This is a genomic window from Corynebacterium sp. (assembly GCF_030535495.1).
GTDB lineage: Bacteria > Actinomycetota > Actinomycetes > Mycobacteriales > Mycobacteriaceae > Corynebacterium.
Window position 1 is genome coordinate 25,718 of record NZ_JAUNRW010000013.1, and the last position, 13,437, is coordinate 39,154.

A 13,437-nucleotide genomic window follows, 5' to 3' on the forward strand; every position below is an offset into this window, starting at 1 on the left:
CCGAGCCTTCCGGCGCAGGTCGCCGGCGGCGCGCCCGACAACCCGCTCATCCTCACCATAGATTTCAGCCGGGAAGTCACCGGTATCCTCACCCTCCTCCTTGTCCTCGCGCTGCTCCTGGCGGGCATCCCGATCGGCCTCGGCATGATCGGTGCCTCCGTCATCGGGCTCATCGGCATGCGTGGCTTCCAGGGAGTCACCGGCGTCTACCAGGAACTTGTCTACTCTTCGGCCGCCTCCTGGTCGCTTAGCGTCATTCCGCTGTTCATCCTCATGGGCATCGCCCTGTGGAAGTCCGGCATCACCTCCAAGGCTTTCGAGGCCGCGCGCCAGTGGCTCGGCGGCGTACCCGGCGGCCTGGCCGTGGCCACGAACTTCTCCGGCGCCGGCCTGGCCGCGGCCAGCGGCAGCTCCATCGGCATTTCCTACGCACTCGGCCGCATCGCCATCCCCGAGATGCTCAAGGTCGGTTACAAGCCCTCCATGGCGACCGGGTCCGTGGCCATGGTGGGCACCCTCGGGCAGCTCATTCCGCCGAGCATCCTCCTCGTCGTCTATGCGGGTGTCGCCCAAACACCCGTAGGACCCCAGCTCATGGCCGCGATCATTCCCGGCGTCCTGCTGGCCATCGTGTACTCGGTGACCATCATCGTCCGGGCCCTGATGAACCCTTCCCTGGCGCCCAAGGCCGACATGACCGGCGTGACCATGGCCACCCGCGTGTCCTCCCTGGTGGGCATGCTCCCACTGACCATCATCATCGTCGTCGTCATTGGCGGCATGTTCCTCGGCGTCTTCACCCCGACCGAGGCCGGTGCCGTCGGCGCCCTCTCCGCGATCGTCGTCGGATGGGTGTCGGGCCGCCGCGAACACCCCGGATTCCGCGGCTTCCTCTCCTTCATGAAGGAGACGCTGACCGAGACGGTCATCTCCGCCGCCGGCATCTTCGTCCTACTCATCGGCGTGAACATCCTCACCCGCATGCTCACGGTCAGCCGCCTGACGAACTACTTCACCGAGTGGCTCGTCGGGATCGAGCTCAACACCTTCGTCTTCCTGGGCATGCTCGCCGTCCTCTTCCTCATCATGGGCATGTTCCTCGACCCGCTGGCGATCATCATGCTCGCCATGCCGATCCTGGCCGCGCCGCTCACGGCGATGGGTATCGATCTCATCTGGTTCGGCATCTTCCTCATCATGCTCGCCGAGCTCGGCCTGGTGAGCCCGCCGGTGGGCATCCTCTCCTTCATCGTTCACCGCATCACCCGCGAACCCAGCGTCAATCTGGGCACCGAGATCTCCCTGACCGAGGTGTTCAAGGGAGTCCTGCCCTTCATTGCGGTGACCATCATCTTCGTGGCCGTCCTCACCGTCTTCCCCCAGATCGTGATGTGGCTGCCGGGTCTGTCAGCCTCCTGATCCCCGGTACCCCGGACCCCTCGTGCACCGCGCACGAGGGGTCCTTCGTTCGTGTTTGTCGACGCCCCCATCGTGCAGGTCCACCCTCACCTACTGTTCCCACGTAAAGATCTCCGGGCCCGGGTGTTTCCCCAGGTCGCGGCTTGTGGTGGGGCTTCCTTACGTGGGAACCCTGTGGGCCTCAAGGAGGCGCACCGGGGGACCGGGTTCACGACATCATCAACACATGCCGACACCCCGGGTCCGCACAACGGTCCCGGGGTGTGAGGGGCGGTGGATCAGGCGGGGCGGCGCATCATCATGGCGGTGCGGCGGACCACGCAGACGAGCTCGTCGTTCTGGTTGTAGCCGCGGTGCTCGATGCCCACGATGCCGCGCTCGGGCCGGGACTCGGAGACGCGCTTGTCCAGGGCCTCGGTCTCGACGCGGAGGGTGTCGCCGAAGAAGACGGGCTTGGGGAACTCGATCTCTCGGAAGCCCAGGTTGCCGAGGGTGGTGCCCAGCGTGGTCTCCTGGACGGGGATGCCGGTGACGACACCCAGGGTGAAGATGCTGTTGACGATCTGCCGGCCGAAGATGGACTTCGCGGAGAACTCCGCGTCGAGGTGCAGCGGCTGGACGTTCATGGTGAGGGTGGTGATGAGGAGGTTGTCGGTTTCGGTGACGGTGCGGGTGACCTCGTGGCGGATGACCTCGCCGACGGTGAAATCCTCGTAGTACATTCCGGACATGGTGGGGGTCTCCTTCTAGGCGGTGATGCCGGCGATCGCCAGGGCGGCGCGGGCGTGGTTGGCGTGGGCGAGATCGATGTGGTCGCCGCGGTAGGACACGGCTCCGTGTCCCTGGGCGGTGGCCTCGTCGAAGGCGGTGATGAGGCCGGTGTAGTAGTCGACCTGCTGCTCGGACAGGCCGTACTCCTCGTTGGCCACCGGGGCGTGCGAGGGGTGGATGATGACCTGGCCGGTGTAGCCGAGTCGGTTGTTGTCCTGCGCGAAGGTGCGCATGCCGTCGAGGTTCCGCACCTCCTGCCACAGGCCGAGGACGATGCAGCGGACGCCGGCGGAGCGGGCGGCGAGGACGACCTTGCTGCGCAGGTGCAGCGTCTCAAGGCCTTCGGCGGTCCAGGTGAAACCGACCTCGCGGGAGACGTCGGCGTCCTTGGCGGCCGCGGCCATGACGCCGCCGACGCGGGGTCCGGCGAGGATCTCGTCGACCTTGTTGATGGAGGCGGCGGTCTCCAGGGAGGGGATGAGCTCGATGGTGCCGCGGGGGACATCGTTGGCCAGTTCGGCGGCGGTGACCAGGGCGTCGAAACGCACGACGTCATCGCGGCCGAAGAGCTTCGGCAGCAGCAGACCGGTGAGTCCGGGGCGGACGACGGCGGCGACGTCCGCGCCGAAGTCGTCGGTGTCCAGGGCGTTGGGACGGATGAGGATGGTCGCGTCGGGGACCTCGGCGAGGATCTCGCGGGCGTTGTCGCGGGCGAGCTGCTTGTCACCGGCGGGGACGGAATCCTCGAGGTCGATGATGATGGCATCGGACTCGGAGTTGAGTGCCTTGCGGATCCAGTCCTTCTTGTGACCGGGCACGAACAGCAGTGAACGGACGGGCTTCATGGATATACCTCCGCGGGCGTGAGGGCGGTGAGGGTGGTCAGGAGGGTGCCGGCGGCGAGGGAGTCGCCGACTCCGGCGAGCACCTCGCCGATGGTGCCGTCGACGGGGGCGGTGATGGGGTTCTCCATCTTCATGGCCTCGAGGACGAAGAGCACGTCGCCGGCGCTGACGGACTGGCCTTCCTCGACGTTGGCCTTGATGATCGTGCCCTGCATCGGGGAGGTGATTTGTCCGTCGAAGGCCTTCTTCTTCGCTTTACGACGCCCGCCTGCGTTGCGATTGCGCGCCCCGCCCGATTCCGGCTGCGCCGGATCTCCCCCGGTGGAGGCGAGGACGGCGCCGGGAACCACGTCGCTGAAGAAGGGGATGGTGTAGAAACGGCCGTTGACCTCGACCTCGTTGCGGGCCAGGGTGTCGTCGAGATCGTCGACGTCCTCGGGGAACTCGACGGTGGTCTCCAGCCACAGGGTGCTGAAGCGGACCTTTTGGAAATCCTCGTGGTCGAGGATGAGCTTGGCGGCGGGGATCGTGGTGCGGACACCCTCGACAGTCATCGTGTCCAGGGCCTCGCGGAGACGGGCGATGGCGGTCTCGCGGTCCGGACCCCAGGCGATGAGCTTGCCGATGAGGCTGTCGTAGTAGGGCTGCATCTCGTCGCCGGACTCATAGCCGGCGTCGAAACGCAGTCCCTCGCCGGCCGGGGCCTCGATCGTGGTGATCAGCCCGGGAGTGGGGATGAAACGGCCACCGGAGATGTCCTCGGCGTTGATGCGGGCCTCGATCGCCGCGCCTTCGGCGGGGCGGCCGGATTCGGTGACGCTGAGCGGCTCGCCCGCGGCGACGCGGAGCTGCTCGGCGATGAGGTCGATGTTCTGGACCATCTCGGTGACCGGGTGCTCCACCTGGATGCGGGTGTTCATCTCGAGGAAGTAGAAACGCTCGCCCTCCACGAGGAACTCGACGGTGCCGGCGCCGGAGTAGCCGACCTCCCGGGCCAGGCGCACGGCGGCCTCACCCATGTCCCGGCGCAGCTCCTCACTGAGACCCGGGGCGGGTGCCTCCTCGATGAGCTTCTGGTGGCGACGCTGCACCGAACAGTCGCGGTCGCCGAAATAGACGGCGTTGCCGTGGTTGTCGGCGAAGACCTGCACCTCCACGTGGCGGGCGTTGGTGAGGTAGCGCTCGAGGTAGACCTCGCCGTTGCCGAAGGCGGCCTCGGCCTCGCGGACGGCGGACTCGAGGGCGTCGTCGATGTCCTCGGGGCCGTTGATGCGGCGCATGCCGCGGCCGCCGCCACCGGCGGAGGCCTTGACCAGGATGGGGAAGCCGTGCTCCTCGCCGAAGGCGCGGATCTCCGCGGCGGAGCTGATGGCCCCGTCAGAGCCGGGGGCCAGGGGCACCTGGGAGGCGATGGCCAGCTCTCGGGCGGTGACCTTTTCACCCATGGCGGAGATGGCGTCGGCGGAGGGGCCGATGAAGACGAGGCCGGCGTCGACGACGGCGCGGGCGAAGGTGGCGTTCTCCGCGAGGAAGCCGTATCCGGGGTGAACGGCCTCGGCGCCGGTCTCCAGGGCGGCGGCGATGATCTTGTCCTGGGCCAGGTAGTTCTCGCTGGAGGGGCCCTCGCCGAGGTTGACGGCCTCGTCGGCGAGGCGGACGTGGAGGGACTGCGAGTCGGCCTCGGAGTGGACCGCCACGGAGGCGACCCCGAGCTCCCGGCAGGTGCGGGCGATACGCGCGGCGATCTCGCCCCGGTTGGCGATGAGGATTTTGGTGAACATGTGGGCTCCTTCAGGAGGGGTACGTGGAGTGGGGGAGGGGCGGATCAGGAGATCCAGCCGAGGTTGCGCTTCAGTTCGGTCTTGACCAGCTTCCCGGCGGCGGAGCGGGGGAAATCATCAGCGCCGAGGAAGACCATCTTCTTGGGGATCTTGTAACCGGCGAGGTGGCCGCGCAGGAAGGTGGACAGGTCCTCCTGGGTGGCCACGGTGCCGTCGCGAAGCACGATCGCGGCGCGGACCTCTTCGTCCCACTTGAGGTCGGGGACGCCCATGACGGCGGCCTCGAGGACGCAGGGGTGCAGGTGGAGGGCCTGTTCGACCTCGGCGGCGTAGACGTTCTCACCCCCGGTCTTGATCATTTCCTTGAGACGGTCGCGGAAGTAGAAATATCCGCGGTCGTCCTCGGTGGCGACATCGCCGGTGTGCAGCCAGCCGCCGCGCAGGGTCTCGGCGGTCTGCTCAGGGCGCCCGTAGTAGCCGCTCATGAGGGACGGCCCGCGGACGCAGATCTCGCCGAGTTCACCCGGGGGCACCGGGCGGCCGTCGGGATCCTGCAGCTGGATCTCGACCGAGAAGTACTCCTGGCCGATGGATCCGTCGACGGCGTGGTCGAACATGTCCTCGTGGCGCAGGCGGGTGACCATGGGGCCGGCCTCGGTGAGCCCGTAGCGGTAGAACAGCTCGGTGTCCGGCAGTGTGGCGGCGAACAGTTCCTTGTCCGGCATGCGCAGCAGGCCGGCGCCGGTGTGGACGGCCTTGAGGTTCCGGCGGAAGACGGGATTGTCGAAGACTCCTCCGTCCATCATCTTGCGCATCATGTTGGGGATCATGAAGGTGTTGGTGATGCGCTCGCGCTCCACCCAGTCGGTGAGGGATTCGGCGTCGAACTTCGGGGCCAGCACGCTGGTGGTGGCGGCGACGAAGTGGGAGACCAGCCAGCACAACAGCCCGGCGGAGTGGAACAGGGGGGTGACGATGAGTCCGCGCTCATTCGGACGCGAGCCCAGGCGGCAGTCGATGATCTCGTTGATGGCGTTGACCACGGCCGCGCGGTGGGAGAGGACGACTCCCTTGGACTGCCCGGTGCTGCCGCCGGTGTAGATGATGCACAGGGGGGAATCGAGGGTGGCGGTGTCGTGGAAGGGGCCGGTGCCCTCCCGCAGGGCGTCGGCCTGCCCGCCTTCGACCACGACGGTGGGCAGGGTGTCCTGCTCTCGGGCGAGGATGGCGAGGGCGTCGTCGAGAAGCTCCACGAACTGCTGCTCGACGAGGATGACGTCGGCGGAGGTCTCGGCGATGCCCTGGGCGAGTTCGCTGGCGGCCCAGCGCCAGTTGTATGCCACGTACACTCCGCCGCTGGCGGCGACAGAGAAGAACATCTCGGCGTTGAACACGGTGTTGGTGCCCAGGACGCCGACGCGGTCGCCGTCGGTGATGCCGAGGCTGCGCAGTCCGCGGGCCATGCCCCAGGCGCGTTCGGCCAGTTCACCGTAGGTCCGGCGGCCGTCGATGCCGACGAGCGCCTCCGTCCGTGGGTGCTGGCGGTGGTGGAGGCGCAGCCAGTCTCCGATAGTGCGCATAGTTGTCCTCATTTCTGGGGGAGTGCCGTCAGTGCCGGGTATACCGGAGGCCGGGCCCAGGAAAACTAACGAGCGTTCGTATGTGAGTGTAGATGTGGCCGCACCCTCATGCAAGCGATTCTGTGACACAGCGCATAAAGGAGAGAAAAAAGGAGGTCACGGGCCCGCGCGGGACCGTGACCTCCGTCAGTCGGGGGTGGTTCAGCCGGCCTGCGCCGCCTGCTCAACGCGCTCGTCGGCGTCGATCACTTTGAGTTCGCGGAGTGCGAGGGTGGTGTAGGTGTCGGCGATCTCGTCGAGGGACAACCGCCCCTCCGGCCGGTACCAGCCGGCGAGGTGCGTGCCCATGCCGAGAATGCTGAAGGTGTGCAGGCGGGCGTCGAGGACAGATGCCAGCCCCGCGCGGCCGGCCTCCTCGACGAGGGACTGGATGTTGCGCTCGTAGTCCTTCCTCTTGCGGACGATCTCCTCCCGGGCCCCGTCGGACAGCGCAGCCAGGTTGGAGTTGCCGATGTGCACCTCGGGGGCGTGCTGGGCATGGAAGCGGACGTGGCAGTCGACCGCGGCGCGGAGCTTGTCCACCGCGTCGCCCGGTGTGGCCATGGCCGTCTCCTGCTCCGCCACCAGGTCGTCGATGACCCCGCCCATCACCTGCAGGAGCAGGTCCTCCTTGCTGGAGATGTGGTTGTAGAGGCTGCCGATCTGCAGTCCGGACGCCGCCGCGACCTCCCGCAGCGAGGTTCCCGCATAGCCTTTGAGAAAGAAGAGCTCGGTCGCCTTCTCGCGGATCAGGTGGGCGGTGTTCTTGCCGGATCGGGCCATGGTCATGTCACTTTCGTAGTTCGAGGACTGAGCCCATCCTAAACTGTCGGCCCTGATCGGTGGCCGACCCCTACCGAAAACTAACAAACGTACGTAAGCTAACGGCATGACGACTTGCCGTCTCCTCCGACCGTGCACGCTCTCGGGGTTGCGCCTGCGCAATCGGGTGGTCATGGCGCCGCTCACCCGCAGTCGCGCGCAGCCCGACGGGACCGCGACCGACCTCATGGAGGTCTACTACACCCAACGGGCCACCGCCGGCCTCATCGTGTCCGAGGGAATCGTCGTCTCCCCCCAGGGGGTCGCCTACCCCCGCGTCCCCGGCCTGTACACCGATGCGCAGGCGCACAGTTGGGGCCCCATCACCCGGGCCGTCCACGAACGCGGTGGGCACATTGTCGCCCAGCTCTGGCACGTGGGCCGCCAGTCCCACTCCTCGGTGCAGCCGGACGGCGGCCTTCCGGTGGCGCCGTCGGCCATCCCCATCACCGGTTTCCGGTACTACCGCAGGCCCGAGCAGGTCCCCTTCGAGACCCCGCGGGCATTGAGTCGGGAGGAGATCCGCGACGTCATCGGGCAGTATGCTGCCGCCGCGCGCCGGGCGGTGGACGCCGGTTTCGACGGCGTAGAACTGCACGCCGCCAACGGCTACCTCATCGACCAGTTCCTCAATTCCGGTTCCAACAACCGCAGCGACGAGTACGGCGGATCGCCGGCCAACCGCGCCCGCTTCCTCCATGAGATCATCACCGCCGTGGCGCAGGAGATTCCGGTCGGGCGCATCGGCGTCCGTCTCTCCCCATCCTCCCGCTGGATGGACGCCCTCGACGAGGACAAGCGGGCCCTGCATCGTCACGTGGTCTCCTCCCTCGCCGGGCGCGGGCTGGCCTACCTCCACCTCGTGGAACCGGAGATCGCCGGGTCGAGCACCGCCGAGGTCGCCGAGGATGCCGTCCCCACCGCGGAACTGCGGCCGCTTATCGACGCCCCCGTGATCATCACCGGAGGCCACACCTTCGAGACCGCCGAGCGGCTCCTCGAGTTCGGCGACGCGGACTTCGTCGGATTCGGCCGACCCTACATCGCCAACCCCGACCTGCCCGAGCGCCTGGCCGCGGGCGCTCCCCTTCACCGCCATGATCGCCGCACCTTCTACTCCGGCGGCGCCGAGGGCTATCTCACCTACCCTTCCCTCGAGGACGAGCGCCGTTGGGATGAATTGTGTGAGGCCATCCGCGCCGGGGAGCGCGATCCCACGGCGCTGGCCGCAGAGCTGTCCGGTCGCACCGAGGTAGAACTGGCGCGCGACGGCCTGCTCCACGCCCACCGACAACTTCTGACCATCCTCACCCCCGAAAGCGAGTCCCTCCCATGACTGATAAGCCCCTGAACATCCTGGTCACCGGCGCCGGCGGTGGCATGTGTGTCGGCATCAATGAGCGGCTGGCCGCGGCCGGTCACACCGTGCTCTGCGCCGACCTCAACCTGGACGCCGCCGCGGAAGCCGCCGGGCGCATCCGTGACGCGGGCGGTCGTGCGCTGGCCTTCGAACTCAACGTGACCAGTGACGATTCCATCTCCGCCCTGCACGCGGCCGTGCAGGAACAGGTCGGCCCCATCCAGGCGCTGGTCAACGCCGCCGGGATCCTCGACCGCAAGTACCTCGCCGACCACGACACCTTGTCCTTCCAGTTCGCGCTGGACATCAACCTCACCGGTCCGTTCCGGCTCATCAGGGAATTTGGCCCGGAGTTGGTGGAGCAGGGTTTCGGACGCATCATCAACATCTCCTCCATCGCGGGGGTCACGGGGTACCACTACCCCAGCTACGCGGCCTCCAAGGCGGGTCTGTCGAACCTCACGCGCTCGCTGCTCGTCGACTTCTGGGGCACCGGAGTTACCGTCAACAACATCTGCCCCGGTGTGGTCGACACTCCCATGGTCATCCAGGAGGTGCGTGACCAGGTGAAGAAGAAGGTCCCCACCGAGAAGATCGTCACCCCGGAGGAGATCGGCGCCCTGGCCGTCTTCCTACTCACCGAGGACGCGCGCAGCATCAACGGCGCGGACCTGCTCATTGACGGCGGCGCGACCCAGGTGTTCAGCCTCTTCGACCGCTGACTGCCGACACAATAAGGGGGCGGGACCAGGTATCTGGTCCCGCCCCCTGTGGTGGTCTCTAGAGTTGGATCTCCTTCTCCTCCGAGATGAACCACTGCATGTCGGCGAGGAAGAGCTCCTCGTGGGCGAAGAGCGCCTTCCCATCCTCGCCGGCGTAGGCCTCCTTCACCGCGGCGACCGAGTCGAACCACAGCTCTGCCATTCCGTCGAAGGGCCAGTCGGTGCGATGGTCGATCGCGGGGTTCTGGCGGTAGCGCCTGATGCCCGGCAGGCGGCGGACATAGGCCGGGTGGTCCTCGTGCCAGTGGCGGAGGAACTCCTCCCGGGAGTGCTCAGGTTTCTTGGTGATGACGGCGACGATCTTGATCATGGCGCGTTCCTACACCGGGGTGACGGCCTGGCGGCGCTCCACCGGCTCCGTCTTGCGCTTGCCGTAGAGGGCCAGACGGCGGGTGAGGTCATCGCGCAGATCGTTGGCGGGGACCACGGCCTCGACGGCGTTGGCGTTGGCGATCTTGAACACGTCGATCCCCTCGGCGTACTCCGCGTGCTTCTGGGCGATGAAGGCCTTGCGCTCCTCCGGGTCGGCGATCTCATGGATCTGGTTGTAGTAGACGCCGTTGACCGCGGCGTCCGGGCCCATGAGCGCTGGGCGGGCGGTGGGCAGGGCGATGACGGCGTCCGGGTTCATGGGGGCACCGGACATAGCGAGGTAGCCGCCGCCGTAGGCCTTGCGGACGAGGACGGTGATCCGGGGGACGCGGCACTCGGAGACGGCGAAGATCATCTTCGCGCCGTGGCGGATGATTCCCTGACGCTCCACGGCGGAACCGATCATGTAGCCCGCGATGTCGACAAGGAAAATGATGGGGATGTTGTAGGCGTTGCAGATCCAGATGAAGCGCGCGGCCTTGTCCGAGGAGTCGGGGAAGATCGACCCACCCATGTGCGTGGGCTGATTACCCACCAGGCCGACGGGGCGGCCGTTGATGCGGGCGAAGCCGGTGAGCATCTCCGGAGCGAAGAGCTCCTTGTAGGGGAACCACGAGCCTTCGTCGACAAGCGACTCGACGAACTCCTCCATGTCGAAGATCTCCGCCTCGCGCAGCGGGACAATCTCCTCGAGGGTGCGGCCCTCGCGGGGTTCGGCGGGGGGAGCGATGGGGGCGGGGGTCTCCCAGTTGGCGGGCAGGAAGGAGAGCCAGACGCGGATCGCGGCCAGGGCCTCCGCGTCATCCTCGACGAGGACGTCACCGAGCCCGGAGACGGAGCAGTGCATCTCCGCGCCGCCCATCTCCTCGAGGGTGACCTTCTCGCCCGTGACCATCTCCGCCAGGCGCGGGGAGCCGAGGTAGGCGGTGGCGTGGCCACGGACCATGATGGTGAGGTCGCAGAGGGCGGGGACGTAGGCGGAGCCGGCGGGGGAGGGGCCGAACAGCGCGCAGACCTGCGGGACGCGGCCGGAGATCTGCACCTGGTTGTAGAAGATGTTGCCCCAGGCGTGGCGGCCGGCGAAGGACTCGAACTGCTCGTCGATACGCGCGCCGGCGGAGTCGAAGAGGTAGACGATGGGGATGCCCGCGGCGGTGGCCTTTTCCTGGGCGAGGGTGATCTTCTCGAAGGTGCGGTTGCCCCAGGTGCCGGCCTTGACGCTGTAGTCGTTGGCGATGACGCAGACCTCGCGGCCGTCGACGCGACCGAAGGCGATGACGACGGCGTCGCCGGGCAGGCCCTCCTCGAAGCGGGCGAGGAGGCCGTCCTCGATGTAGTTCTCGTCGTCGAAAAGCAGCGCGAGACGCTGCCGGACCAGGAGCTTTCCGGAATCCTGGATCTTCTTGCGGTTCTTCTCGGAGCCGCCGAGGCGGGCCTCGGTGAGGCTGCGGGAGAGGCGCTCGTGGACGGTCTCCTGGGTGGTGGGTGCAGTCATGGGGTCCTCCAGCGGGGATGGGGTTGCGGTCCTCGAAAGTTCTTGAGGTTTCTCTATTCCTACACGAACGATCATTTGTTAGTCTACACTTGAGTGAGAGCCAGACCACGTTTTCGGGAGAATCTTCTTCAGGACACACTGGCTTCCACCCCCTCCCACTCACACGGAGCGAATGACAGAAAGGAGTTCGACCATGACAGACGGCACCGTCAAAGGGCCACCGGACCACTACTGGGAAGCCCTGGTCACCGGCGACCGGCTCCGCAGCCCGGGGCTGACCATCACCGAGGCGCACCTGGTGAGCTGGGCCGGACTGACCGGCGACTGGGTCTCCCTGCACCTCGATGCCGAGTACGCGTCCGGCACCACCTTCGGTCAGCGCATCGGCCACGGGCCGCTGACCCTGTCCACCGCCCTCGGCCTCATGACCCAGACCGGGTACTTCACCCACGTCGTCGCCTGGCTGGGGCTCGACGAGGTCCGCGCCCAGGCGCCGGTCTACATCGGCGACACCATCCGGGTGGAGGCGACCGTCGCGGAGGCCCGCGAGACCAGCCGACCCGGAAACGGCCTCTGGTCCCTCGACTATGCGGTGATCAACCAGCACGGTGACACCGTCATGACCTTCACCAGCACCTTCCTCATCGAGAGGGCACCCCATGACTGACACCTCCCTCGCCCCCTTCGCCACCCTGACCGACACTCCCGAGGTTGCCGCCGTGCGCCAGCGAGTCCGCCGGGTGCTCGCGGAGCACACCACCCCGGAGCGGCTCGTCGAACACGACGAGGAGGAGAAGTACGACCTCGGGCTCTACACCGCGCTCGCCGAGGCCGGTCTCATCCGCCTCGAGACCGAACTCAATGGACGGGGTCCCGCCCATCAGAGCCAGGTCACCGTGCTTGAGGAGCTCGGCGCCGGCGCCACCTCCGTCGGCGTGAGCATCGTCGTGCAGTACATGGGCGTCGAACTGCTCCACCGCTTCGCCGACGAGGCCCAGCGCAACGACTACCTCGCCCCGCTTCTCGACGGCGCCGCCCGGATGTCCTTCGCGCTCAGCGAACCGGACGGCGGCACCGACGTCGCCCGCGCCATGTCCACCCGCGCCACGCGGGAGGACGACGGCACCTGGGTGCTCACCGGCCGCAAGAAATGGATCGGAGCGGCGTCCACCGCCGACTTCCTCATCGTCCTGGCGCGCACCGCCGAGATTGAGCGCAGCTCCATCGACGGCATCACCATGTTCATCGTCCCGCGCTCCACCCCCGGCATCACCACCACCTCCATCGACACGATGGGCATCCGGGCCCTGGAGCAGGCAGACATCGTCTTCGACAACGTCCGCGTCCCGGCCGACCTCGTCCTCGGCGAAGTCGACCGCGGCTTCCGGCACGTCCTGGCCACCCTCAACGGCGAGCGCCTCAACGGCGCCGCCGTGGCGCTCGGCATCGCCCGCGGCGCGCTGGAGACGGCGGTGGAGTACGCGGGGCGTCGAGAAGCATTCGGCCGCCCGGTCGGCGCCTTCCAGGCGCTGCAGCACGAGCTTGTCGACGCCGCCGTGTCCGTCGAATCCGCCCGCCTCCTGCTCCACAACGCCGCCCGCACCTCCGATGAATCGGAGGGCGGTGCCGTGGAGACCCTGTCGGCCATGGCGAAACTCGCCGCCTCACAGGCCGGCACCACCACCACTGACATCGGCATGCGGGTCATGGGCGGCTGGGGATTCCTCCGCCAACTGCCCATGCAGCGCTACTTCCGCGATGCCCGCCTGTACACCTTCGCCCCCCTCACCGACGAGATGATCCGCAACTACCTCGGTGAAAAGCACCTGGGCCTGCCCAGGTCCTACTGATCCCCCTTTCGAAAGGAAACCCCCTCATGTTCCAGAACGTCCCCGGCCCCGACTTCGACATCAACCACAACGTCGACATCTTCAAGGTCAACCGCGCCGCCGACCTCGAGGCCGCCCCCGGCCAGACCGAGAACGCCCGCCGCATCTCGGGTGTGTCCAAGGAGAACTCCGCCGCCAGCAAGATCTGGATCGGCAAGGTCTACACCGGCCCCGGTGAGGTCTCCGGCGCCCACCACCACGGTGAGGCCCAGACCGGCGGCTACGTCTTCAAGGGCCGCGGCTACATCCGCTACGGCGAGCGCTACGAGAACATCGTCTACA

The 13,437-nt window shown here is 67.5% G+C and carries 12 protein-coding genes and 1 pseudogene; 6 read left to right on the forward strand and 7 right to left on the reverse strand.

What is annotated here, in order from left to right:
• On the forward strand, window positions 1-1,419 hold a 1,419-nt coding region (locus Q4F73_RS03265; protein WP_368660510.1), incomplete at its 5' end, for a TRAP transporter large permease.
• 278 nt (window positions 1,420-1,697) lie between these two features.
• Here the strand turns inward: Q4F73_RS03265 and Q4F73_RS03270 are convergent.
• From Q4F73_RS03270 to Q4F73_RS03290, 5 genes are all read right to left on the reverse strand, one after another.
• Complete coding sequence (locus tag Q4F73_RS03270; RefSeq protein ID WP_303357919.1) at window positions 1,698-2,150, reverse strand: MaoC family dehydratase; 453 nt, start codon at window positions 2,148-2,150, stop codon at window positions 1,698-1,700.
• A 15-nt stretch (window positions 2,151-2,165) separates the two neighbouring features.
• Window positions 2,166-3,035, reverse strand: a complete 870-nt coding sequence (locus Q4F73_RS03275; protein ID WP_303357920.1) for a CoA ester lyase — start codon at window positions 3,033-3,035, stop codon at window positions 2,166-2,168.
• Window positions 3,032-4,816 (reverse strand): acetyl-CoA carboxylase biotin carboxylase subunit, encoded by a 1,785-nt coding sequence (locus Q4F73_RS03280; RefSeq protein ID WP_303357921.1) that lies wholly within the window; start codon window positions 4,814-4,816, stop codon window positions 3,032-3,034. Before Q4F73_RS03280 ends, Q4F73_RS03275 begins: the two co-directional genes overlap by 4 nt.
• Window positions 4,817-4,860: 44 nt before the next feature.
• Window positions 4,861-6,396 (reverse strand): class I adenylate-forming enzyme family protein, encoded by a 1,536-nt coding sequence (locus Q4F73_RS03285; RefSeq protein ID WP_303357922.1) that lies wholly within the window; start codon window positions 6,394-6,396, stop codon window positions 4,861-4,863.
• Window positions 6,397-6,597: 201 nt separating this feature from the next.
• Window positions 6,598-7,224: a TetR/AcrR family transcriptional regulator gene (locus tag Q4F73_RS03290; RefSeq protein WP_303357923.1), complete on the reverse strand. Its 627-nt coding sequence runs from the start codon at window positions 7,222-7,224 to the stop codon at window positions 6,598-6,600.
• Window positions 7,225-7,324: 100 nt separating this feature from the next.
• Between Q4F73_RS03290 and Q4F73_RS03295 the strand changes: the two genes are divergently transcribed.
• Together Q4F73_RS03295 and Q4F73_RS03300 are read left to right on the forward strand one after the other, a co-directional pair.
• Complete coding sequence (locus Q4F73_RS03295) at window positions 7,325-8,593, forward strand: alkene reductase (protein ID WP_303357924.1); 1,269 nt, start codon at window positions 7,325-7,327, stop codon at window positions 8,591-8,593.
• Entirely contained in the window at window positions 8,590-9,339 is a 750-nt protein-coding gene (locus Q4F73_RS03300) for an SDR family NAD(P)-dependent oxidoreductase (protein WP_303357925.1), read from the forward strand. Before Q4F73_RS03295 ends, Q4F73_RS03300 begins: the two co-directional genes overlap by 4 nt.
• Before the next feature lie 58 nt (window positions 9,340-9,397).
• On the opposite strand, the gene Q4F73_RS03305 is transcribed toward Q4F73_RS03300, so the two are convergent.
• Window positions 9,398-9,709: an EthD family reductase gene (locus Q4F73_RS03305; RefSeq protein WP_303357926.1), complete on the reverse strand. Its 312-nt coding sequence runs from the start codon at window positions 9,707-9,709 to the stop codon at window positions 9,398-9,400.
• Window positions 9,710-9,718: 9 nt separating this feature from the next.
• Entirely contained in the window at window positions 9,719-11,266 is a 1,548-nt protein-coding gene (locus Q4F73_RS03310) for an acyl-CoA carboxylase subunit beta (RefSeq protein ID WP_303357927.1), read from the reverse strand.
• A gap of 193 nt (window positions 11,267-11,459) precedes the next feature.
• On the opposite strand from Q4F73_RS03310, the gene Q4F73_RS03315 reads away from it, so the two are divergent.
• From Q4F73_RS03315 to Q4F73_RS03325, 3 genes and pseudogenes are all read left to right on the forward strand, one after another.
• A complete protein-coding gene (locus Q4F73_RS03315) occupies window positions 11,460-11,933 on the forward strand; it encodes a MaoC/PaaZ C-terminal domain-containing protein (RefSeq protein ID WP_303357928.1) in 474 nt (157 codons plus the stop codon).
• Window positions 11,926-13,116 (forward strand): acyl-CoA dehydrogenase family protein, encoded by a 1,191-nt coding sequence (locus tag Q4F73_RS03320; protein ID WP_303357929.1) that lies wholly within the window; start codon window positions 11,926-11,928, stop codon window positions 13,114-13,116. Before Q4F73_RS03315 ends, Q4F73_RS03320 begins: the two co-directional genes overlap by 8 nt.
• A gap of 26 nt (window positions 13,117-13,142) precedes the next feature.
• Window positions 13,143-13,437 (forward strand): annotated as a pseudogene (locus Q4F73_RS03325) (hypothetical protein); the annotation flags it as partial.

Excerpts from the sequence above, each read along its gene's own strand:
- Q4F73_RS03270 (WP_303357919.1), bottom strand. The coding sequence starts at position 2,150 with ATGTCCGGAATGTACTACGAGGATTTCACCGTCGGCGAGGTCATCCGC.
- Q4F73_RS03275 (WP_303357920.1), bottom strand. The coding sequence starts at position 3,035 with ATGAAGCCCGTCCGTTCACTGCTGTTCGTGCCCGGTCACAAGAAGGAC.
- Q4F73_RS03280 (WP_303357921.1), bottom strand. The coding sequence starts at position 4,816 with ATGTTCACCAAAATCCTCATCGCCAACCGGGGCGAGATCGCCGCGCGT.
- Q4F73_RS03285 (WP_303357922.1), bottom strand. The coding sequence starts at position 6,396 with ATGCGCACTATCGGAGACTGGCTGCGCCTCCACCACCGCCAGCACCCA.
- Q4F73_RS03290 (WP_303357923.1), bottom strand. The coding sequence starts at position 7,224 with ATGACCATGGCCCGATCCGGCAAGAACACCGCCCACCTGATCCGCGAG.
- Q4F73_RS03295 (WP_303357924.1), top strand. The coding sequence starts at position 7,325 with ATGACGACTTGCCGTCTCCTCCGACCGTGCACGCTCTCGGGGTTGCGC.
- Q4F73_RS03300 (WP_303357925.1), top strand. The coding sequence starts at position 8,590 with ATGACTGATAAGCCCCTGAACATCCTGGTCACCGGCGCCGGCGGTGGC.
- Q4F73_RS03305 (WP_303357926.1), bottom strand. The coding sequence starts at position 9,709 with ATGATCAAGATCGTCGCCGTCATCACCAAGAAACCTGAGCACTCCCGG.
- Q4F73_RS03310 (WP_303357927.1), bottom strand. The coding sequence starts at position 11,266 with ATGACTGCACCCACCACCCAGGAGACCGTCCACGAGCGCCTCTCCCGC.
- Q4F73_RS03315 (WP_303357928.1), top strand. The coding sequence starts at position 11,460 with ATGACAGACGGCACCGTCAAAGGGCCACCGGACCACTACTGGGAAGCC.
- Q4F73_RS03320 (WP_303357929.1), top strand. The coding sequence starts at position 11,926 with ATGACTGACACCTCCCTCGCCCCCTTCGCCACCCTGACCGACACTCCC.